The sequence below is a fragment of the Polycyclovorans algicola TG408 genome (genome assembly GCF_000711245.1).
Taxonomy (GTDB): Bacteria; Pseudomonadota; Gammaproteobacteria; order Nevskiales; family Nevskiaceae; genus Polycyclovorans; species Polycyclovorans algicola.
The window spans coordinates 2,891,048-2,912,238 of sequence record NZ_JOMH01000001.1; the positions used below are offsets into that span (position 1 = coordinate 2,891,048).

At 63.9% G+C, this 21,191-nt stretch carries 22 protein-coding genes and 1 tRNA gene; 11 read left to right on the top strand and 12 right to left on the bottom strand.

Translation table 11 applies throughout. The features are described 5' to 3' along the window. The first annotated feature begins 2 nt into the window (after positions 1 to 2). From U741_RS0113865 to U741_RS0113875, 3 genes are all read left to right on the top strand, one after another. A complete protein-coding gene (locus U741_RS0113865) occupies positions 3 to 806 on the top strand; it encodes a DUF547 domain-containing protein (protein ID WP_029891049.1) in 804 nt (267 codons plus the stop codon). Beyond that, a complete protein-coding gene (locus U741_RS0113870) occupies positions 793 to 1,632 on the top strand; it encodes a class I SAM-dependent methyltransferase (RefSeq protein WP_029891050.1) in 840 nt (279 codons plus the stop codon). Before U741_RS0113865 ends, U741_RS0113870 begins: the two co-directional genes overlap by 14 nt. A gap of 166 nt (positions 1,633 to 1,798) precedes the next feature. Continuing rightward, a complete protein-coding gene (locus tag U741_RS0113875; RefSeq protein ID WP_052378836.1) occupies positions 1,799 to 4,093 on the top strand; it encodes an acyl-CoA dehydrogenase in 2,295 nt (764 codons plus the stop codon). Positions 4,094 to 4,156: 63 nt separating this feature from the next. On the opposite strand, the gene ispH is transcribed toward U741_RS0113875, so the two are convergent. From ispH to dapA, 5 genes are all read right to left on the bottom strand, one after another. Continuing rightward, entirely contained in the window at positions 4,157 to 5,125 is a 969-nt protein-coding gene (gene ispH / locus U741_RS0113880; protein ID WP_029891052.1) for a 4-hydroxy-3-methylbut-2-enyl diphosphate reductase, read from the bottom strand. Next, positions 5,122 to 5,616, bottom strand: coding sequence for a signal peptidase II (gene lspA, locus U741_RS0113885; RefSeq protein ID WP_029891053.1), 495 nt, complete (start codon positions 5,614 to 5,616; stop codon positions 5,122 to 5,124). Before lspA ends, ispH begins: the two co-directional genes overlap by 4 nt. A 178-nt stretch (positions 5,617 to 5,794) precedes the next feature. Continuing rightward, positions 5,795 to 5,886, bottom strand: a tRNA-Ser gene (locus U741_RS0113890). A 40-nt stretch (positions 5,887 to 5,926) separates the two neighbouring features. Beyond that, complete coding sequence (locus U741_RS0113895; protein WP_152551619.1) at positions 5,927 to 6,217, bottom strand: hypothetical protein; 291 nt, start codon at positions 6,215 to 6,217, stop codon at positions 5,927 to 5,929. 5 nt (positions 6,218 to 6,222) lie between these two features. Further along, a complete protein-coding gene (gene dapA, locus U741_RS0113900) occupies positions 6,223 to 7,104 on the bottom strand; it encodes a 4-hydroxy-tetrahydrodipicolinate synthase (RefSeq protein ID WP_029891055.1) in 882 nt (293 codons plus the stop codon). 120 nt (positions 7,105 to 7,224) lie between these two features. Between dapA and U741_RS0113905 the strand changes: the two genes are divergently transcribed. From U741_RS0113905 to U741_RS0113920, 4 genes are all read left to right on the top strand, one after another. Further along, positions 7,225 to 7,764, top strand: coding sequence for a glycine cleavage system transcriptional repressor (locus U741_RS0113905; RefSeq protein ID WP_029891056.1), 540 nt, complete (start codon positions 7,225 to 7,227; stop codon positions 7,762 to 7,764). A gap of 30 nt (positions 7,765 to 7,794) precedes the next feature. Beyond that, on the top strand, positions 7,795 to 8,259 hold the full coding sequence (locus U741_RS0113910; protein WP_029891057.1) for a peroxiredoxin: 465 nt from the start codon (positions 7,795 to 7,797) through the stop codon (positions 8,257 to 8,259). A gap of 79 nt (positions 8,260 to 8,338) precedes the next feature. Next, positions 8,339 to 9,760, top strand: coding sequence for a PhoH family protein (locus U741_RS0113915; protein WP_029891058.1), 1,422 nt, complete (start codon positions 8,339 to 8,341; stop codon positions 9,758 to 9,760). Positions 9,761 to 9,954: 194 nt separating this feature from the next. Next, a complete protein-coding gene (locus U741_RS0113920; RefSeq protein ID WP_152551620.1) occupies positions 9,955 to 10,263 on the top strand; it encodes a hypothetical protein in 309 nt (102 codons plus the stop codon). Here the strand turns inward: U741_RS0113920 and epmA are convergent. Beyond that, positions 10,260 to 11,219 (bottom strand): EF-P lysine aminoacylase EpmA, encoded by a 960-nt coding sequence (epmA, locus tag U741_RS0113925; RefSeq protein WP_029891060.1) that lies wholly within the window; start codon positions 11,217 to 11,219, stop codon positions 10,260 to 10,262. The two genes, U741_RS0113920 and epmA, sit on opposite strands and share 4 nt — an antisense overlap. Then, a complete protein-coding gene (gene efp / locus U741_RS0113930) occupies positions 11,219 to 11,788 on the bottom strand; it encodes an elongation factor P (RefSeq protein ID WP_029891061.1) in 570 nt (189 codons plus the stop codon). Before efp ends, epmA begins: the two co-directional genes overlap by 1 nt. 66 nt (positions 11,789 to 11,854) lie before the next feature. Here efp and epmB point away from each other — a divergent pair, with 66 nt between their 5' ends. The 4 genes from epmB (at position 11,855) to U741_RS0113950 (ending at position 16,371) form a co-directional block, all read left to right on the top strand. Continuing rightward, positions 11,855 to 12,886 carry an EF-P beta-lysylation protein EpmB gene (gene epmB / locus U741_RS0113935; protein ID WP_029891062.1) on the top strand — a complete coding sequence of 344 codons (1,032 nt, stop codon included), beginning with the start codon at positions 11,855 to 11,857 and terminating at the stop codon, positions 12,884 to 12,886. Then, entirely contained in the window at positions 12,874 to 14,934 is a 2,061-nt protein-coding gene (locus U741_RS0113940; RefSeq protein ID WP_084154884.1) for an EAL domain-containing protein, read from the top strand. Before epmB ends, U741_RS0113940 begins: the two co-directional genes overlap by 13 nt. Positions 14,935 to 15,013: 79 nt before the next feature. Next, a complete protein-coding gene (locus U741_RS0113945) occupies positions 15,014 to 15,448 on the top strand; it encodes an Hsp20/alpha crystallin family protein (RefSeq protein WP_029891064.1) in 435 nt (144 codons plus the stop codon). Between the two features lie 86 nt (positions 15,449 to 15,534). Further along, positions 15,535 to 16,371 (top strand): DnaJ C-terminal domain-containing protein, encoded by an 837-nt coding sequence (locus U741_RS0113950; protein WP_029891065.1) that lies wholly within the window; start codon positions 15,535 to 15,537, stop codon positions 16,369 to 16,371. 67 nt (positions 16,372 to 16,438) lie between these two features. On the opposite strand, the gene U741_RS0113955 is transcribed toward U741_RS0113950, so the two are convergent. The 5 genes from U741_RS0113955 to U741_RS0113975 all read right to left on the bottom strand — a co-directional run bounded on the left by U741_RS0113955 (position 16,439) and on the right by U741_RS0113975 (position 21,132). After that, positions 16,439 to 16,726 (bottom strand): hypothetical protein, encoded by a 288-nt coding sequence (locus U741_RS0113955; RefSeq protein ID WP_029891066.1) that lies wholly within the window; start codon positions 16,724 to 16,726, stop codon positions 16,439 to 16,441. Between the two features lie 9 nt (positions 16,727 to 16,735). Then, entirely contained in the window at positions 16,736 to 18,268 is a 1,533-nt protein-coding gene (locus U741_RS0113960) for a DUF4331 domain-containing protein (protein ID WP_029891067.1), read from the bottom strand. Positions 18,269 to 18,389: 121 nt separating this feature from the next. Beyond that, positions 18,390 to 18,824, bottom strand: coding sequence for a hypothetical protein (locus tag U741_RS17940; protein WP_152551621.1), 435 nt, complete (start codon positions 18,822 to 18,824; stop codon positions 18,390 to 18,392). Between the two features lie 5 nt (positions 18,825 to 18,829). Continuing rightward, on the bottom strand, positions 18,830 to 19,951 hold the full coding sequence (locus U741_RS0113970) for a HupE/UreJ family protein (protein WP_029891069.1): 1,122 nt from the start codon (positions 19,949 to 19,951) through the stop codon (positions 18,830 to 18,832). After that, positions 19,948 to 21,132, bottom strand: a complete 1,185-nt coding sequence (locus U741_RS0113975; protein WP_043110292.1) for a tetratricopeptide repeat protein — start codon at positions 21,130 to 21,132, stop codon at positions 19,948 to 19,950. The genes U741_RS0113970 and U741_RS0113975 overlap by 4 nt, the downstream gene beginning before the upstream one ends. Positions 21,133 to 21,191 lie beyond the last annotated feature (59 nt).

The following is a 21,191-nucleotide window of genomic DNA, read 5'->3' on the forward strand; positions in this document are numbered from 1 at the left end:
ACATGCACCTTCAACGCTTTTGGACACTGTGCGGGCTTTTGGCAGCGCTGGTCAGTGCGCCCGCGCTGGCCTTTGATCACGACTACGGCGACTACGGCGCCCTGCTGACAGACCATGTCCAGCTCAGTGACGACCGGACGCGCGGCAGCGTGGACTATGCCGGCCTGCAGCAAGACCGTGCCCGGCTGGACGCGCTGCTTGAAGACTGGTCCGCCGTCAGCCAGAAGACCTTTGATGGCTGGTCGCGCGACCAGCAGATGGCCTTTCTCATCAACGCCTACAACGGCTTCACCCTGGCGCTGATTCTCACCGAATACCCCGACCTGAAGTCGATACGCGATCTGGGTTCGCTGTTCCGTTCGGCGTGGAAGATCGAGTTCTTCAGCTTGCTCGGCAAAAAACGGCACCTGGACTGGCTGGAGCACGACACCCTGCGCGCCCACTACCCCGACCCGCGCATCCACTTTGCCGTCAATTGCGCGTCGGTGGGTTGCCCGGCGCTGCAGCCCCGGCCGTTTACCGCCGCACAGTTGTCGACGCAGCTCGACACCGCCACACAGCGGTTTCTGCAGGATCGCGCGCGCAATCACTTCGACGCCGAGAGCGGCACCCTGCACGTCACACCCCTGCTGGACTGGTACGGTGACGACTTTACGGTGCAAGGTCGTGTCGACCGCAAAGCATGGCTGGCGCAGCATGCCGAGTGGCTGACTGACACCGACGCCGAGCGCGCAAGGCTGCGCCGTCAGGACTTCACCCTCGCCTTTACCGACTACGACTGGAGCCTCAACGATGCCCACCGCTAACCCGTTTGCCGCTGCGCTACTGGTTGCTGCCAGCACCCTGCTGGGCGCGCACGCGACCGCTGCGGCGCCCGACGCCCGCCTGACCGAAGTGCTGGCCTCGTCGCACCGCACGCCCGAATTTGCCGCCCGCGATGGCTTTCGCCGCCCCGCCGAAACGCTGGACTTCTTTGGCTTGAAGCCCGGCATGACCGTGGTTGAGGTGTCCCCAGGCGCCGGCGGCTGGTACACCGAAATTCTTGCGCCTTATCTGCGCGGCAGCGGCAAGCTCTACGCCGCACATTTCAACCCGGAATCGACGGTCGAGTACTTCCGCAAATCCCACACCCAGTTCATGGACAAGATCAAGGCCGCACCGCAGATCTATGACGAAATATCGGTCACGGCGTTCGAGCTTCCCAATCTCACCGAGATCGCCCCTGTGGCCTCGGCTGATCTGGTCGTGACGTTCCGCAACGTGCACAGCTGGTACGGGCGCAATGGCGGTGATGAAGGCGTGCGGGCGGCATTTCGCACCTTTCACAAGGTCCTCAAACCCGGCGGCACGCTGGGCGTGGTCGAGCATCGTCTGCCTGCGGGGCGTCCGGTCAGCGCGCAGGACGAAAGCGGCTACATGTTGCAGGCCGAGGTCATTCGTCTGGCTGAAGAGGCTGGCTTTACGCTCAGCGGCATCTCCAACATCAACGCCAACCCACGCGACACCGCCGACCATCCCGAAGGCGTCTGGACGCTGCCCCCGTCGCTGCGCCTGGGCGACAAGGACCGCGCCCGCTACGAGGCCATTGGCGAGAGTGACCGCATGACCTTGCGCTTCACCAAGGCGCCCTAGGGCCTGTTAACAATTGCCGTATCGCAGCGATGCGCCAATTGTTAACAGGCCCTAAGTGGGCCCGAAAACCGGTCGCTGAGGGACAAACCGCCGGGGCATTTTTTTTGCACCCCTTGCTGCACTGCGACAAACTGGGACCGAACTCAACTTTTGGAGGGCCTTGCCCATGTTTTCACCGCTGATGAAATGGATGAAGTCAAACAACATCCTGCCGCGTATTTCCGATACCGAACGGCAGGCGCTTGAAGCCGGCACGGTGTGGATTGACGGCGAGTATTTTCGGGGCAATCCCGACTTCGACAAAATTCTGGCCAGTCCTTACAGCCAGTTGACCGACGAAGAGCAGGCATTTCTTGACGGGCCGGTCAACGAGTTGCTGGACATGGTCGACCGCTACGACGTCAACCGCACACGGCGCATCCCGGACGAGATTCTCAGCTTCCTGAAGCGCGAAGGCTTCATGAGCTTCCTGATCCCCAAGGAATACGGCGGCAAGGCGTTTTCCAGCCTCGCCATCAGCACGATTCTGACCAAGATCAGCCCGGTCAATGCCACGGTCGGGACCTTCGTGGTCATCCCCAACTCGCTGGGCGCGGCCGAGCTGATCAAGCACTACGGCACCCAAGAGCAGAAGGAAAGCTACCTGCCGAAGCTCGCCGCCGGTGAGTACGTGCCGTGCTTTGGCCTCACCGAACCGACCGCCGGCTCGGATGCCGCGAGCATCAAGGCTGAGGGCGTGGTGTTCAAGGAAGGTGACGAGGTCAAGATCAAGCTCAACTTCCGCAAGCGATACATCACGCTGGCACCGGTGGCCAACCTGGTGACCCTGGCCTGCAACCTGCATGACCCCGACGACCTGCTGGGCAAGGGCGAATACCCCGGCATCACCTGTGTGCTGATTCACAAGGACACGCCGGGCTTCGAAAATGGCGACCACCACCTGCCCATCGGCGAGCCGTTCTACAACGGCCCGCTGGTCGGCAAGGACGTGATCGTGCCGGCCGACAACATCATCGGCGGTGCCGAAAAGGCCGGCCAGGGTTGGCGCATGCTCATGGAACAGCTCGCCGGCGGCCGCGCCATCTCGCTGCCGGCAGGCGCCATTGGTGCCGCCAAGCTGGTGTCTGCGGCGACCGGTCCGTATTCGATGATCCGCCAGCAGTTCTCGTTTCCGATCGGCCGGATGGAGGGCGTCGAATCGAAGATCGCCAAGATCAACGCCCTGACCTACATGATGGACGGCGCGCGCGTTCACGCCTGCTCGGCCATCGACAATGGCGAGCAGCCGCCAGTGGTGTCGGCGGTGCTCAAGGCCTGGACCACCGAGGTGGCGCGCCAGCTCGGCACCGACGGCATGGACATCTTTGCCGGCGCCGGCGTGATGCAGGGCCCCAACAACATTCTCGGCCCCGGCTACACCAGCGCCGCCGTGGGCGTGACGGTTGAGGGCGCCAACATCATGACGCGCACGCTGATCACTTTTGGTCAGGGCGCGACACGCTGCCACCCCTACGCCCTGAACGTGGTCAACGCCGCCGAAGCCGATGACGTCGAGGCATTTCGCAGCAACCTGCTGGCGTGGTTCGGACACTTCTTCGCGACCACCGGCCGCAGCCTGGTGCGCAGCGTGACGCGTGGCTGGTCGGTTCCGATGCCGCAGGACGTGCACGGCGCGACCAAGGTGCACTACCGGCGCCTCGGCTGGGCCGCCAGCCGCTTCTCGATGCTGACCAACATTGCCATGTTCGCGCTTGGCGGCAAGCTCAAGGCACGCGGCAATCTCACCGGCCGCTATGCCGACGCACTGGCGTGGATGATTCTCGCCAGCGGCGCACTGCGGCGCTTCGAGGCCGAGGGCGCGCGCCGTGACGACCTGCCGCTGCTGCATTACAGCGTCCAGTACGCCATGGCGCAGGTGCAGGAAGCGTTCGAGGGCATCTACGCCAACTTCGACGGCCCGGTCGGCGCAGCGCTGCGAGTGCTGGGGCTGTGGTGGGTGCGCATCAACCCGGTCGGCAGCCTGCCGGACGACGCCCTAAGCCACAAAGCCGCACTGACCACGCAAACCTATGGCGAGCAGTACAAACGCCTGCACGACGGGGTTTATTTCCCGCCGGCAGATCAGCCGGGCTTTGGCCGACTCGTCAACACCTTCAGGCTGATGGCCGATGCCGAGCCGGCGCTGCAGAAGGTGGTGATGGCGCAAAAGGCCAACAAGCTGCCGCGCGGCGAGCCCGAACTCATGGCGCCGGAGGCGGCCAAGGCCGACATCATCAGCCGTGACGAGGCCAACCGCATTGCCGCCGCCTACGAGGCGCGCCTGCTGAACATCGAGGTCGATGTCTTCACCCCCGAGCAGTACTTCGAGACCTCGAAGGGACAGAACGGGATCTACTTCGGCGTACCGCCGGCCGCGCCCAAGAAAGCGCGGGTCACCAAAGCCAAGGCCGAAGCCGCCTGAGGCCAGGGACTGCAGCATGAAAAAGGCCCGACGCGTCGGGCCTTTTTCATGCACAACCGGGGCTCAACGCGAGCCGGGCGGCTCGCGTGTCTCCATGGCACGTCGCAGCTGCGGGGGCAGCGAAAACACAATGGTCTCTTCCCGGCCTTTCATTTCTTCGGCGGTGGTGCCGCCCATCGCCTTCAGCCGCGCGACCACGTCCTGAACGATGGTCTCGGGCGCGCTGGCACCCGCCGTCACGCCAACGGCCTGGCAGCCGTCAAACCATGCCGCCCGCAAGTCATCAGGGCCATCGACCAGGTAGGCATTGACGCCGGCCAGAGTGCCCAACTCGCGTAGCCGGTTCGAGTTGGAGCTGTTTGCCGAACCGACCACCAGCAACACGTCGCATTGCTGGACCAAGGCTTTGACTGCCTCCTGCCGGTTGGTGGTGGCGTAGCAAATGTCGTCCTTGCGCGGACCCATGATGCTCGGAAAGCGCACCCGCAACGCGTCGATGACCTTGGCGGTGTCGTCCATCGACAGCGTGGTCTGCGTCACATAGGCCATGTGCGTGGGCTGCCTGGGGTTGAGCCCCTCGACGTCGGCAGGCGATTCAACCAGGTGAATCGCACCGCCAAAGCTGGTGTCGAACTGCCCCATGGTTCCTTCGACTTCAGGGTGTCCGGCGTGACCGATCAGCACCACGTCGCGTCCTTCGCGGGCATAGCGCTGTACTTCGATATGCACCTTGGTGACCAGCGGGCAGGTCGCGTCAAACACCGTCAGACCACGCTGGCGGGCTTCATCGCGCACCGCCTGCGAGACGCCATGGGCCGAGAAAATGCAGGTGGCGCCGGCGGGGATCTGATCGACCTCTTCGACAAATATGGCGCCGCGATTGCGCAGGTCATCGACCACGAAGCGGTTGTGCACCACCTCGTGCCGTACGTAGATGGGTGGGCCAAGCTGCTCGATAGCGCGCTCGACGATCTCGATGGCGCGGTCAACACCCGCACAAAAACCACGCGGGTTGGCGAGGACGATTTTCATGCCGACTTACGCGCCGCCCGCTCGCGCCGCCACTGTAGAAACGCATCGAGGATCAGCACGGCAGCGCCGACCGAGATGGCCATGTCGGCGACATTGAACGCGGCGAAGTGCCAGGTCCCCCAATAGAAGTCAATGAAGTCAACGACGTAACCGCGGCCGACACGATCCATCACGTTGCCCAGCGCGCCGCCGAGGATCAGTGCCAGGCCCACGGCCATCAGCCGCTCGGTCTGCGGGTGGCGACGCAGCCAGATCAAAATGCCCACGCTGACCGCCACGCCCAGCGTGACAAAGAACAGCGGCGGCGCATTCGACAACATCGAAAACGCCGCGCCGGTGTTGTGCAGGCGAATGAGGTTGAAGTGCGGAATCAGCGGCAGCACGTCGTAGTGCTCGAAGTTGCGCACCACCAGCTGCTTGGTGACCTGGTCAATCAGGATCACGGCAGCCGACAGCCACAGCCAGTAAACGTTTTTGTATGCAACAGACATGGATCAGCCGATTTCCTGTCGAGGGGTCGAGGTCAAGGAAGGGACCACAAGATTAGCAGCCCGGCACACGGGTTCACGATTCGTCGTCTTGGGCCGCGCCGGCGAGCGCCGAACGCAAAAAGGCCCCGTGCGACTGGGGCCTTTTTGGCAACGCTTCAGCGGCAAGCGACCTCTGATTTGGCGGAGAGAGAGGGATTCGAACCCTCGATGCGGTTTGACCCGCATACACGCTTTCCAGGCGTGCTCCTTCAACCACTCGGACACCTCTCCAGGGGGCGGGAGTATAGCCGAAGGTCAGCGACCAATTGGGTCAGGCGTCCGGCTGTTTCGGCATGTCGGGTGGCACGTCGAGGCAGCGGACCCGAGTCTTGTCCGGGTTGGCCGGATCAGGCTCTTCGAACGCGTAGGACTCTTCCGCCGCCGCCACCTCGGGAATGCGCAGCGCCGAGGGCGAGCTGGGCGGCGAAATGCCATCCACCGAGTTCACGGTCTCCGCCATCTCGGCAGCTTGGTAGGGCTGTTCACGCTCACAGTGCCGGGTCGTGCTGCAACCGGTCGCCAGCAAGGCAAGGAAGGTGACGCTACAAGCAGTTTTCATCATGAGGTTCAGATCTGAATACCGGCTTCGGCGAGCGCGGCGGTCACGGTGGATTCACAGGAAGTTGCGAGCGGTACCAGCGGCAGCCGCAGCCCTTCCCCGATACGGCCCATGCGGGCAAGTGCCCATTTCACGGGGAGCGGATTGGGTTCGACAAACAGATCACGGTGAAGTGCCTGCAGCGGCGCGTCCAGCTCGGCGGCGCGGGCGCTGTCACCGGCCAGGGCGGCAGCGCACATCTGATGCATGGCCTCCGGCGCGACGTTGGCGGTCACCGAAATGTCGCCATGAAAGCCCAGCAAGATTGACTCGCGCGCCGTGGCGTCATCCCCCGAATACAGGGCGAAGGTGGGGCCCAGACCCAGCGCCAGCAGTTCGCGAACCCGGGCCATCTCGCCCTTGGCCTCTTTGACACCGACGATATTCGGCACCTGCGCCAGACGGGCGACGGTGGCCGGCAGCATGTCGACCCCGGTGCGGCCGGGCACGTTGTAAGCAATGATCGGCAGGTCAACCGCTTCGGCAATCGCTTTGTAGTGGCGGAACAGGCCTTCCTGCGGGGGCTTGTTGTAATACGGGGTGACGATCAGCGCGGCATCGGCACCAATGGCGGCGCTCTTTTCAGTCAGCTCAATGGCTTCAGCGGTGCTGTTGGCGCCCGTGCCGGCGATGACCGGAATGCGTCCACAGGCCCGGTCCACCACCCGCTTGATGACGGCAATGTGCTCGTCAAGGTCGAGTGTGGCGGACTCGCCGGTGGTGCCCACAGCGACGATGCCGTCGGTGCCTTCGGCGATATGCCAATCCACCAGGCGGTCGAGCGCGTCCCATTGGATGGCGCCGTCGGCATCCATGGGGGTCACCAGCGCGACCAGACTGCCTTTGATCATGTGATTGAGCGTCAAACAACAAAATAGGTCGACGAGTATAACGACAGCCTCGTATTCACGACTCCCTTGCGCCTGCTTGAGGCCGGTTTACACTTGCCGTTAGTTCGCCCACCTGACGCCATGTCCAACTCCGACAACCTGCTGTCCATCTCCATTCTAGGTCGCGCCCGAGCCGATATTCCGCTTGAGCTGTTCAAGGCCATCCGCGAGCGCGGGGGCGAGGTTGAGGACTGTCGAATTGCCCCCATCGGCGACCTGCTCACGGCCAACATGGTGGTTTCGGGCAACTGGAGCACCCTGGGCAGGCTCGAGACCGCGCTGCCGGGCGTCGCCGAGCGACTGGAGCTGCAGATCCGCTTTGAACGCTGCGGCGCGCGCGAACCGTTACCCGACTTTCGCCCCTATGCGGTCGACGTGATCGCCCCCCAGCAGCCCGACCTGCTGGTGCACCTGCTCGAGTTCTTCAGCGCCCAGGGCGTACAGAGCCCGGAAATATCGTCGCAGAAATATGCGTCCACCCACACCGGTGCGAGCATGTGTAGCGTACAAATGGTGTGCCACGTTCCGGTCAGCCAGCATCCGCAGGCGCTGCGCGAATCGTTCATGGATTTGTGCGATGACCTGAATGCGGACGGCATGATGGACCCCATCAAAACCTGAAACTCACCTCTCGGAGCATTCAATCGCGTTATGGCATTTGAAATCGGTGACACCCTCCCCGCCCTCACGCTCAAGGCCAGCGGCGGCCAGACCGTAAACCTCCATGACCTAAAGGGAAAGCACCTAGTGCTGTATGTCTATCCCAAGGACAACACGCCGGGCTGCACGCAGGAAGGCCAGGACTTCCGCGACCTTTATGCGTCGTTCAAGGCCGCCGGGGCCGAAGTGATGGGCTTTTCCAAAGACAGCGTCAAGGCCCACGACAACTTCATCGCCAAACACGAATTTCCGTTCACGCTGCTGTCCGACGGTGATGGCGCGCTGTGCGAGGCGCTCGATGTGATGCGTGAGAAGTCGATGTACGGCAAAAAATATGTCGGCATCGACCGCAGCACCTTCCTGTTCAACCCCAAAGGCGAGCTCGTTGAGCTGTGGCGCGGGGTCAAGGTCAAGGGGCACGCGCAAGCGGTGCTCGACGCATTGAAGCGCGCTTGAAGCGCGTCGTTTCACGACCTCTTTTCCGGCCGATGCGGGCGCGTCTCGCATCGGCTTTTCTTGTGCCAAGCGAGCCTTGATGAGCAAAAAAACCTTCGTGCTGGACACCAACGTGATGCTCCACGACCCGAGCTGTCTGTTCCGCTTCGAGGAACACGACATCTTCATCCCCATGGTGGTGCTCGAAGAACTGGACGCTGCCAAGAAAGGCACGTCTGAAATCGCCCGCAACGCCCGTCAGGTCAGTCGCTTTCTTGACGAGATGATGCGCGACAAGTCGCACGCGCAGATCGAGCGTGGCATTGCCCTACCCAAGCCGCAAAAAACGCCGCAGGGCGGCGCGCAGAAAAAAGCCGTGGGCGGCAAATTGTTCTTCCAGACACGCCCCAGCGAGGTCACGCTGCCGGGCAACATGCCGGGCAACAAGCCTGACAACAGCATCTTGATGACCACCCTCGCATTGGCGGGGGAGCTGCCGAATCGCTCGGTGATTCTGGTCAGCAAAGACATCAACCTGCGCATCAAGGCCGCCATCGTCGGCGCCGAGTCAGAGGACTACAGCAACGACAAGGTCCTTGAAGACGTTGACCTGCTGTACAGCGGCTACCTCGAACTGCCCGCTGATTTCTGGAACACCCACGGCGACGCCATGGACAGCTGGCAGGACGCGTTGGGCCGCGCCTGCTACCGCATCAAGGGACCGCTGACCCAGCATTGGCATGTCAATCAGTTTCTCTGCATTCCGGATGACGAAGACGGTGGCCTCGAACTGATCGTGCAAAAGGTCGACGCCGATGCGGCCGAGGCCGAGGTCCGGGTCATCCGCGATTACCGCGCCAGCCGCACCAGCGTCTGGGGCATTCACGCCAAAAACCGCGAGCAGAATTACGCACTGAACCTGCTGCTCGACCCCGACATCGACTTCGTTACCATTCTCGGCACCGCCGGCACCGGCAAGACGCTGCTGACCCTGGCCGCCGGCTTGGCCCAGGTGCTTGATGACCCGCGCTACCGCGAAATCATCATGACCCGCGTCACCGTGCCGGTCGGCGATGACATCGGCTTTCTGCCCGGGACCGAAGAAGAAAAAATGACGCCGTGGATGGGCGCGCTGATGGACAACCTCGAGGTGCTCACCCAGCCCTCGGGCGGCGGTGACTGGGAACGCGCCGCCACCAACGACCTGCTGGCCAAGCGCATCAAGATTCGCAGCCTCAACTTCATGCGCGGCCGCACCTTTCTCAACCGCTTCGTGATTGTTGATGAGGCGCAGAACCTCACCGCCAAGCAGATGAAGACCCTGATCACGCGGTGCGGTCCCGGCACGAAAATGGTCTGCCTCGGCAACCTCGGGCAGATCGACACGCCTTACCTCACCGAAACCACCTCCGGCCTGACCTACGTCGTCGACCGCTTTCAAGGGTGGGTTCATGGCGGACACGTCACACTCGCCCGCAGTGAACGGTCACGACTGGCCGCCTTCGCATCAGACGTGCTTTAGTGCAGCGCTTCCAACAATTCATTCGTTCTGGCGGCGCGCTTGAGCACATCTCTTCGTTGCTCATCGTCGCGATAGTGCCCGCTATCGCGTATCGATGCGCCTCGATCTGCACTCAATCACACTCGCCATCGCCTAACGCTTTGTTAGAAGTGCTGCACTAGAGGGTCAACCCAATGTTGAAACGCATGCGCAATATGAAAGATCAAGCCATCGCCGCCGCCATCAAGGCGTATGCCACCGACAAACTGTCGCCCTACGGCAACCTGCTGGACGTCACGGTCGACACGGCCTCGCAGCAGGTCGAAGCCACCATCAACCTGCACGGTGAAGGCGGCCCGGTCACGGTCAAGGTCGAGCATTACCGGCTCGAGAAGATCGACGGTCGTATGGTGCTCAAACTCGAAACCATTACGGCAACGCGCGAGTGGATGGGCACCTTGCTGACCCACCTCTACGGCAGTAAGCCCTTCAAGTTGCCGGCGCCGATTTTGGCGCTGCTTTAAGCCTGACCGGCCGGAAACGCCAGCACCTCGTCAATTGACGCGACGCCCAGCAGCCGCATCAGCAGCCGATCAACGCCCAGTGCCACGCCGGCACAGTCGGGCAAACCGTGTCGCAGCGCGGCAATCAGGTGTGCATCCAGTGGCGGCGCGGCACGGCCGCGTTCTGCACGCCATCGTTGCTCGGCGATGAAGCGCTGATGCTGCTCATCGGCATCTGCCAGCTCAAAGAACCCGTTGGCCAACTCCAGGCCGTCCCAGAACAACTCGAAGCGCTGTGCGCGGTCGTTCGCCACCCGCGACAGCGCCGCCTGACTGGCCGGAAAGTCGTGCACGAAGCACGGCACTTCACGCCCCAGGTTGGGCCCAACGCGGTGGCTCATCCACAGGTCCAGCAGCACGTCACGATCCATCTCGTCGGCAAAGGCGTGGGTCTCGGGCAGCGCTTTGAGCGTCGCCAGTGAAGCCGTGTGAGGGTCAATGCCGGCGTGGCGCTGAAAGGCGTCGCGGTAGGTCAGCCGGTCAAACGCCGGGGCGGCGGTCACGCCAACGGCGCGCAGCAGTGCCTCGACCTCATTCATCAACTGATGATGATCAAAGCCCGGGCGATACCACTCCAGTAACGTGAACTCGGGGTTGTGAACACGCCCAGCCTCTTCGGCACGAAACGCCTTGGCCATCTGCCAGATGGCACCACTGCCGGCGCACAGCAGCCGCTTCATGGCGAATTCGGGCGAGGTCTGCAGGTACCGTTGAGCGGTGTGGCTTGCGAGGTCCGGCGCCGCCAAAAAACTGTCGATATGCCGGTCGACCGTGGCGTGGCGCGACAGGATGGGCGTGTCGACTTCGAGCACGCCGCGCGCATCAAAAAAGGCGCGGATGGACCGGTAAAGATCCGCCCGCGCCTTCAGGTGAGTCCGGGGTGCCGAGGGCGCCCACGCCTCACGCGGCACACGCATCACTTCCCGACGCGGCCCATGTAGTCGCCGGTGCGGGTGTCGACCTTGATCACTTCACCCTGCTGCACGAACAGCGGCACACGCACCACGGCGCCGGTTTCCAGGGTGGCGGGCTTGCCGCCGCCGCCCGAGGTGTCCCCGCGCACGCCGGGATCGGTTTCGGTGATCTGCAGCTCGACAGTGTTCGGCGCATTGACGTACAGCGGCACGCCGTTGAACAGCATCATGCGGCAGGTCTCTTCACCCTTGAGCCACTTGATGGCGTCCTCCACGGCCGCCTGCCCGGCCTGCAACTGCTCAAACGTGGCCGGATTCATGAAGTGCCAGAACTCGCCGTCGTTGTAGAGGTACTGCATGTCGGTTTCTTCAATGTCGGCAACTTCCCAGCTGTCGCCCGAGCGCAACGTCTTTTCGAGCACGCGGCCGGTCCGCAGGTTGCGAATCTTCAGCGAGTTGGTGGCCTGCCCCTTGCCGGGCTTGCGATACTCGTTCTCGAGAATGGCGTAAGGGTCACCGTCGATCAGAACCTTGGTGCCGGACTTCATTTCGTTGGTGCTGACGGATGCCATATAAGCTGCTCAAAAAGGGAAGAAGAAAGGGCCGGCACCGCCCTGTGGGCCGACAATAAGCGCGAGATGATAACCAAACCCGATTCTTCCCGGCAGCCCGCCGTCTGGCAGCGCGAACTGGCGGCCAGTCAGATCAGCCCGCTGGCGCTGCTCGAAGCCCTGTCGCTGCCGGCCGATCATCCGCAGTTGGCGCCGGCGGCGGCGCGCGGCTTTCCGCTCAAGGTGCCGCTGGCCTACCGCCAGCGCATGACCCGCGGCAAGCTCGACGACCCGCTGTTCCGCCAGGTGTGGCCGCACCCGCTGGAAGCAGCCGCGCACTCCGACGCGCGCATTGATGCCGTCGGCGATCTGGTCAAGACCCGCGGCGGCGGCATCATTCACAAGTACCAGGGACGCGCGCTGCTGATCGCCACCGGCGCCTGCGCCATTCATTGCCGTTACTGCTTTCGGCGGCATTTCCCCTACGGCGATCAACTGGCCTCCCGAGGCCAGTGGCACGACGCACTGGCCACGCTGGCCGCCGACCCGTCGATTCATGAGGTGATTCTTTCCGGCGGCGATCCGCTGTCGCTCAGTGACGACAAACTGGCGCAGTTGGTGGCCGGCCTCGACGCCATTCCGCATCTCAAGCGGCTGCGCATCCATACCCGCCAGCCGATCGTTCTGCCCAGCCGGGTCGACGCCGCGATGCTGTCGTGGCTGGGCACGACCCGTCTGCAAAAGGTGGTCGTGGTGCATGTCAATCATGCGCAGGAAATCGACGCGTCCGTGGGCCGCGCGCTGGCGTCGCTGGCCGATCAGGGCGCGACCCTGCTCAACCAGTCGGTGTTGCTGCGCGGCGTCAACGACGATGCCGACGTGCTGCAACATTTGTCTGAATCACTGTTCGCCCGGCAGGTCATGCCGTACTACCTGCACTTGCTCGATCCGGTGGTCGGCGCAATGCACTTTGACGTGCCCCTGAAAGAGGCGCTACAACTCATGCAGACTCTTGCGGCACGCCTGCCCGGCTATCTGTTACCCCGCCTGGCACGCGAAATTCCCGGACAGCCCGGCAAAACCATTTACACCCCACAGGGAACACAATGCTTGGACTGATGCGTCGCGCGCGCAACACCACGGACCGGTGGATGGTCTGGACGCTGTGTGAAACCGCCGACCTGGCGCAGATCGTCGAGAGCACCCTGCGCAATCAGGGGCACCCGGTTCGGGTGGCGTGGATGGCCGACATCGAAGAGCTGGAGCGCTCGCTGCAGCGCCAGTCACCGCATGTGCTGCTGGTCGACAGCCGCCTTGACCCGTCGGTGCTTGCAGCCGTCATCGCGCATCGTGAGCGCTGGGCCCCCGACACCCCGATGATTCATTGGGCCAGCGAGTACTCGCAGCAGATGGCCCAGGCGGCGCTGCGTCAGGGCGCCAGCGCCCTGGTCACCACCGAGTCTGCCGAGGCGCTGACCCATCTCGAGCTCGAAGTCACCCAGCAACTACAGCACCACCTGCACCTGCGTGAGCTGCGCCGCCTGCGGCTGCGACTGCAGCAGTTCGAACGTCGCCACACGCTGCTGGTCGCCGAAACCCAGGATGTGATCATTCGCATCCAGGAAGGCATCGTCATCGAGATCAACCGTGCCGCGCGGCGCCTGTTGGGTCGCAAGACCGACGAAGACCTCATCGGCAGCCCACTCATGAACTTGGTCGTGCCCGACGACCAGGCCCGCGTCAAAGCGCACTTCAAGCATCTGTACCGCAGCATGGGTCGCTGGGAGCGCGCCGACGAAGTCTTGGAGTGCGCGCTGCAGACACGCTCCGACCAGTCACGGCCGGTGCGCTTCGAGATCAGCAGCAGCGACTTTGAGGGCGCGCCCTGTGTCGATCTGATTGTGCGCATGCCGACGACCGACGCCGTGCTTGAGACGGCCAGTGTCACCTCGGGTCGCGAGACCCTCACCGAGGCCATCGAACGGCTGGATGAAAAAGACCGGCCCACCCTGATGATGCTGGTGGTCGACCGCTTCGACACCCTTGAAACACAGCTCGGCTACCTGGCCGTTGACGCGCTCATGGAAGCGGTCGAGCAGTGGCTGCAGAACCGCCTCGGCAAGGGCGACGTCTTGTTCCGCACCGGCACCTCGGAGTGGATGGGCCTGTTACGCAGCCCTGCCCTGCACCAACTTGCCGACTGGCTGGAGCAACTGGTGACCACCGGCAACCGGCATCTGTTCCAGTCCAGCCGCCATGAGGCGCATTTGGTTCTCAAGGCCGGCGCTTACGCCGTGGCCGACGAGGACCGCTACAGCGCGGCGCTGGTGGCGCTGGTGCCGGGTGTCCGCGCGCTACCGACCGAGCAGGGCCAGTACAGCCGCATCTTTGGCAACAAGGCCGATACCGCGGTCGCGCTGCAAACCTTGGAGCGGCGCGCCACGCGCGTCAAAAAGGCGCTCGACGACAATGACCTGCACCTGGCCTTTCAGCCGATCACCAGCCTGCAGGGTGACGCCATCCATCCGCACGATGTGCTGCTGCGGATCATGGACGAACAGGGCGAGGAGCAAACCGGAAGCTGGTTCATCGAAGCGGCAAAGCAGTTTCAGTTGATCACCCAGCTTGACCGCTGGGTCACGACGCGCGTCATCGCCATGCAGCGACGCCGGGAACAGGGCAACGCGCCGCCGCTGATCGTCAAACTTGGCGAACAGACCGTACGCGACGCCGACGCCTTCCTGGCATGGCTGACGCCGCAATTGACCGAGCATCCGCTGGAGCCGGGCAAAATCGTCTTCGGCCTGCGCGAAAGCGAAATCGAGAAACATATCCGCAAGGCCATCGTCCTCAGTCGCGGCTTACGCGCGCTAGGGGCAGACCTCGCCATTGAACACTTCGGTCTAAGCTCGCACGCGCTCAAGCTGCTCGACCACCTGCCCGTGCAGTACGTCAAGCTGGCCCCCAGCTTCACCCACAAAACCGAGACCGGCGAGCGTCTCGACCAGCTCAAGAAGCTGGTCGAGCTGGTCCACCAGCGCAACGTCAAGTCGGTGGTGAGCCACGTTGAAAACGCCCAGACCATGGCGCGGCTGTGGCAGCTCGGCGTCAATTTCATCCAGGGCTATGGCGTTCAGGAGCCGGAGGTGGTGCTGCTGTCGTCATGACCCGCAGCCGCCCTCTTGAAAATTTTCAAGGCGTTCACAGTATGGGTTTCATGTCAAGCCACCTCATAAGGAGTGCGTCATGAGCCTCATCCACTACACCCCCTGGACCCTGCATCGCGATCTGGTCAACGACTTCAGCCGCTTTCTCGACCGCTCGCCGGGCGACGACAGCAGCGGCGCAACCGCCGACTGGGCACCGCCGGTCGACATTGAGGAGTACCCCGACCGGTTTGTCATTTATGCCGACGTGCCCGGTGTCGACCCGGCCAGCATTGATGTCACCCTCGACGAGGGCGTGCTCACGCTGTCCGGCAACCGTCAGGCAGCCGACGAGCCGGTCAATATCGAGCGACGTCGTCGCGAGCGGGCTGCCGGGCGCTTTCACAGGCGCTTCACGTTGCCCGACACGGCCGATGCCGAAGCCGTGACCGCCAGCGGGCGGCTCGGGGTGCTCGAAGTGCACATCCCCAAGCGGCCCCAGGCCCAGCCACGGCGGATCACCGTGACCCAGTAACCGAGGCGCCGCGGTCGAGGCGCTAAACTGTTGAGTCTCAATGGGGCGCCTTTCGCGGCGCCCCATTTCGTTCTCAGAGCCCGACGATGGAAAACCCCGATTACTACAAGACGCTAGGCATCTCCCGCGATGCCTCGGCCGACGACATCAAAAAAGCCTACCGGCGGTTGGCGCGCGACTATCACCCCGACCGCAACAAGGCGGCCGATGCCGAGCGGCGTTTCAAAGACATCAACGAAGCAAATGAGGTGCTCAGCGATCCCGAAAAGCGCCGCCGCTACGACACACTGGGCGCTAACTGGAAAGGCGGCGGCTTTGCGCCGCCCCCCGGCTGGGATGCGGCCTACCGCGACGGTGGCGGCTTCGGCGCAGGCCATGCCGGCGGATTCTCAGACCTGTTCTCCAACTTCATGGGCGGCGGCACCGGCCGTGGTCCGCGACCGCCGCAACACACCCGCAGCAGCATCACGCTGACCTTGGAAGACAGCTACAGCGGCGCCACGCGGCGCTTCACGCTCGGCGGCAGGGCGCTGGACGTGCGCATCCCCAAAGGCATCACCGACGGTCAGACCATCCGCGTGCCGGGCCAAGGCAATCGTGGTGGCGATGTCTTGCTCGAGGTCACTTTCGCGCTACACCCACAGTTCACGGTGGATCAGAAAACCGTCTATCACACGGCGCAGATCAGTCCCTGGGTGGCCGCACTGGGCGGCAGCGTCAGCGTGCCGACCCTCGGCGGCGACGTCACCCTCAATGTCGCGCCGGGCAGCACCTCGGGTAACAAATTACGGCTCAAGGGCCGCGGCCTGCCCGGACTCCCTGCGGGCGACCAAATCGTCACCCTGGCGGTCAATGTACCGGCGGCCACGACCGATACGCAGCGGGCGGCGTATGAAGCCTTGCGAGACGCATTCCCAAGCTGATCACCAGATAGCAGGCACAAAAAAGGCGGGGAAACCCCGCCTTTTTTGTAACCTGCGACAAACCCGACTACTGATTCACCGGCACCGGGTCGGTGACCTCTGAGGTGTCTTGAAAGACGATGTTGCCGTCGTTGACCGGCAGCGGGTCACCGTCGGTGTCCAGATCTCTCAGAAACACCACGAACGCTGCAGCGTCGCCTTCGAACGCCGCCGCGTCAGGCGGAGGTGTCGGGGTGACGGACGGCGTTGGTGCCGGATTCACTAACAAACGAGTGTCGTTGTCGTTGCAGCCCACCAGCAATCCCACCGCCAGCAGGGGTGATAGCAGTGCGGCTCTTTTGATGATCGTGCTCATGATCACCCCTTACTCGACCGCCGGCGCGCCGGGCGTCGGGTGGTTGAGGTAGGGGAAGCCGGGCAGAAAGTCGTCGATGGTGAACAGCGCGCCGTCATTGACCACGGCACCAGCGTTGACGACCGCAGGCGCATCGCCCGACAGGTCACAGGTTTGCAGCTCGTTCTGATTCTCGGCGGTGATCGCGCCCATCACCACGTTGAGGGCGATGTCCGTCACGTCTTCCAGCGGACGACGACCGTTGGGGAAGCCGGCCAAGTCGCAGCCGAGGAAACCCAGATCGCTCTGCATTGCGGCGGGCGTCACGTCGATTGCGGTGTTGAGCCGCAGCATTTCGCCAGCACCACCACCTGCGGGCTGGTTCAATCCGGGCACCCCGGTGACAAACGCTGGGAGCAGGTCGGTCGTTCTCGGCGTGGCGGGTACCGCGTTGCCTTCGCCGCCAAAGAACAGGATATCGATCAACACCGGCAAGGTCGGATACAACACATACGCGCCAAAGTTATCGACGTCATTCGACGGCTCGCTGGTGTTGAACAGGTCCTTGTCCGGCAGGCCAATCACCACTTCGTTGACCAGCGGTGAGCCCAGGCGCGACACCTGGCTCCACGCACCACCGACCACTTCGGGCCCGGTGTTGCCAGCCATGCCGCCGGAAGTGTCGGTGCGCTGCGGCTCGGGGTTGAGCACGCGCGCCTGACGCAGACTGGCCGTGGTCCAGCCGCCGATGACGGGTTCTTCGCCTTCGGTCAGGCAGCTAATCGGCACTTCCAGCGCAATCGAGGTGATGTTTTTGTCATCGACAATGTTCAGGTTGCGCTGACGTTCACCGAGCGGGTTGAGGTTAACGAGGTCAAACACCTGCCCGAGGTTGATCGGAAAGCCTTCCTTGCGCTGACCGACAAACACTTTGCCATCGGTCGCGCAGCCGGGAATGCTGATCGGGAAGATGTGGTTGCCCGCATAAGTCGGGTAGTCGGGGATCGACTTGCCGCCGATGTTGTCCGTCGGCTTCACGAAATCACCGCCGTCGGCGTTGGTGGCCATGCTGCGGTCACCGCTGCGACGATCACCGCGGGTCACGCTGACCTCGTAGGTTTCGATGAGGTTGGAGTTGCCGCTGTCGGCCACCCCAGGACCAATGCCGCCAATGTTACGCAGCGGCACGGCGACCGGCGCGCCATCGGGGCCGATGTTCAGCGATGCACCCGCCAGCGTGTTGGTAAAGCGAAAGCCGAAGGTGATGTCTTCAACCGCATCGCCGTCGTTGTCGATGTGAATTTCGTATAACGCGTTGGGGTCCAGCGCGAAATAGTTGGGGCCGCCGTAAGCGTCCTGCAGCGGCAGGTAATTGGCGATGAGGGTCACAAAGCCTTCACGGCCTTCCTCATAACTGCGAAACATGTAGAAATCGGTGCCGTCGACTTTGGGCGACGTGGTGATAAACGGCGCTTCGCGGTGGCTTGACGCCAGCGCGGGCGCGCTGAAAGCGGTGGCCAGTGCCACGGCAAGCGCGGTCTGGGTCATGATTTTTTTCGACATCGACTGATTCCCCTCGGTGAACAATTGTGGGTGTGCTGCAAATTCGACTTAACGCCAGGTGAAACGTGATGGACGACCAGGTGGATGCAGCCGAGCGGTGAATCTTCTGTGACGGCCCGGCTCAGCGCGCGAGCCGTCGCCAGATCAAAAGCCCATTCACCACCAGGCTTGCCAGTAGCAGTCCGAAGAGCAGCAGCGGCGGCACGCGTATGACCGTCGGCGCCTGACCGGCTGCCGCCGCGCCGTCGGCCGACACGTCGAGGTCCGCCATCACCTCATGGCCCAGGCCGTCGTCGGCGATCACCTGCCAGCGACCCGCCCGATCTGGCAAAAAGCTGAACGTACCGGCCCCATCAGTCCGGCCCTGTTGCCACAGCGTGTCGTCGGGCGCCACGACGCGCACGTCGGTGTCGGCCATCGGCTCACCCACGCTGTAGCCAAAGCGCAGGCTCAACGCATCGACATCCGGCAGCGATCGAAACTCGGCGCCATGCCCGTGCGCCATGCCCACAGCCAACAGCAGCGCAACCCCACCCATGCCGCGATATAGACGCATCAGTTTCACCCGATGAAACGTAAATTGAGACTGCGCTCCAGCAGCCAGACCAGCCCCATCATCGCGACCAGCAGCGACCCGAAGCCGACCACACCCCACTGATACACCGGCTGCTGCCTGAGTCGGTAGGCCAGCGGCACCCACAGCGCGGCGACGGCCACCTGCATCCCCTCGACGCCCAGATTGAAGGCCAGCAGCGCGGTGACCAGCATCCATCCTTGCAGACCAAGATCGCCCAGCACGCTGGCATAGCCCGCGCCGTGGATCAGCCCGAAGCCGAAGGCCACCGTCCACAGGCGACGTCGCACCATTGGCCACAGGTTGTTGAGTGCGGCGAAGACGATGGTTGCGGCCACCAGGGACTCGGTGAGCCGCGTCGGCACGCGGAGCAGGTCCAGCGACGCGAGGCTCAGCGTCAGCGCGTGGGCGAGCGTGAATGCCGTGACGATGCGCACCACCCCCCACCACGCCTGACGGGCATCGCTGGCCGCCTGCCAGCCGCCACGCTCGCGCCAGACCACGGCCGGCAGCAACAGGCCCGCGAGAAACAACAGGTGATCGAGCCCAATGGCGATGTGGCGCGCGCCAATGACGAAAAACTGCGCAAACGTCGCCCCGAGACTGGCGCGATCACGGACGTGCGTCAGTGCCCTGCGCTGCGGCGAGAACACGCCAACGTGCGAGGCATCGTCCCAGTCCAGTTGCAACAGTCCGCGGTGCTGCGGATCCACCTCGAACAGCAGTCCGTAGCGCACCGTCAGTATCTCAGGGACATTTGCGCAGCGACCCGCGAGGGGCAGGCTGATGCCCGTGCCGTCGGCAAGGTCGGTCACCTGCAGCGGCAGCGCATCCAGCAGGCAGCGTGCGCCATCGGCTTCAACGGCCAGATGGCCCTGGAGCAGACCAGTGACCTCGTTCTCACGCTGGCGGACCTCACCCCAACGGACACGGCCATCTCCATCGGCATCGAGGTCCATCAGGTAATCGAGATCACGCAGCGGCACGTCCCAGCGGCCTTCGATCCGCTCGTCAACCACCTTGATCCGCAGGTAGCTGTCGCTGGGCTTGTGGGAGCCGGCCTCTGAACTGATCGCGCCCAGGGCAATCAACCACCACCAGACCCTCATGCGTCCAGACGCCGCTGGATGCGCACATCTTCCAGACCCACCTTCTGCAGCCATGCTTTGACCGGTTCAGCCGCCTCCGGTTGACCCGCCGCGATGGCCGCATCCAACAGCAGCAGGGTATCAGCCGGCTCGCGCTGCTCCGACCAGTTCGCAATCGCGGCCGGCAGGGCCTTCGTCGCATCACCCTCGACCTCGAGCAGGTACCGCGCCCACTCACGCCGATGAGGCCTGTCGCCGCGTCGCTGGCTGGCGGCAAACGTCTGCGCCAGGGTCTGACGATGTCGCTCGAAGGTCGGCTGCAGATCGCGGTCACCTTCCGACACCAATTGGCGCTCGGCAATCGTCAGTCGCAACAGAGCGTCATTGCCGTCTGCGTGGGCACTGAGCAGGTTTCGTGCGTCGGCGGGCCGCCCTTCCTCCAGCAGAAAGTCAGCGTAGGCATTGAGCAGATACGGATCCGGCGTTGCGGCGCTGTCGAGCCGCAAGGCCTCACGAAAATACCGCTCGGCGTCTGCCGCCCCCAGGCGCTCGGCAATCTCGGCCCGCACCGTGCACGCCCACAACCGCTCGGCAATCGGCGCGTCAGGGGCACGAACAATTTCGGCTTCGAGGAATGCCAGCGCCGATGCCGGTTTCGGCCCCAGCCCCGCGCTGTCGGCCGTGCAGGTCGCCACGATCAGCGGGCTGGCGCGCCCCAGCAACACCGCGCAGTCGCGCAGTGCCTCCGCCGGGCGCCCCTGAACCTTGTGAACCACCGCCCGCGTCAGGCGCGCCTGGGCATGGTTCGGCTCCGCGTCGAGCACGAGATCGAGCTCTTTCAGGGCTGCCTCAAATGCATGCCGGTTTTGCGCCAAGGTGGCACGAATCACCCGCACCTCCAGTGGCGTTTCGGGCCCCTGCCAGCGTGCCAGCGCCGCCTCGGCGTAACTCATGAAACGCGGGTCGCCGTGGCGACGGCCGACATCGATGGCACGGCGCGCGAAGTCCAAGGCCCGTTCAAGATTGCCGGGTGACGCGCGCATGGCCGCGCGCGCCGCCCACAGCTCGGCAAACTGCGGCGCCTCGCGCGGGGTCACCCGCAGCAGCACCAGCCGGTCATCATCGGGTCGATAGGGCTCGGCGACCGCCAGACCTGCGGCCGATAAACACAACAAGGCCGCCAACAATCGAAGAAGCGTCATGGGGGCAGTTTACGCTGGGGCTGGCGCCGCAGATTCAGTCGCATCCGCCGCTTGAGTGA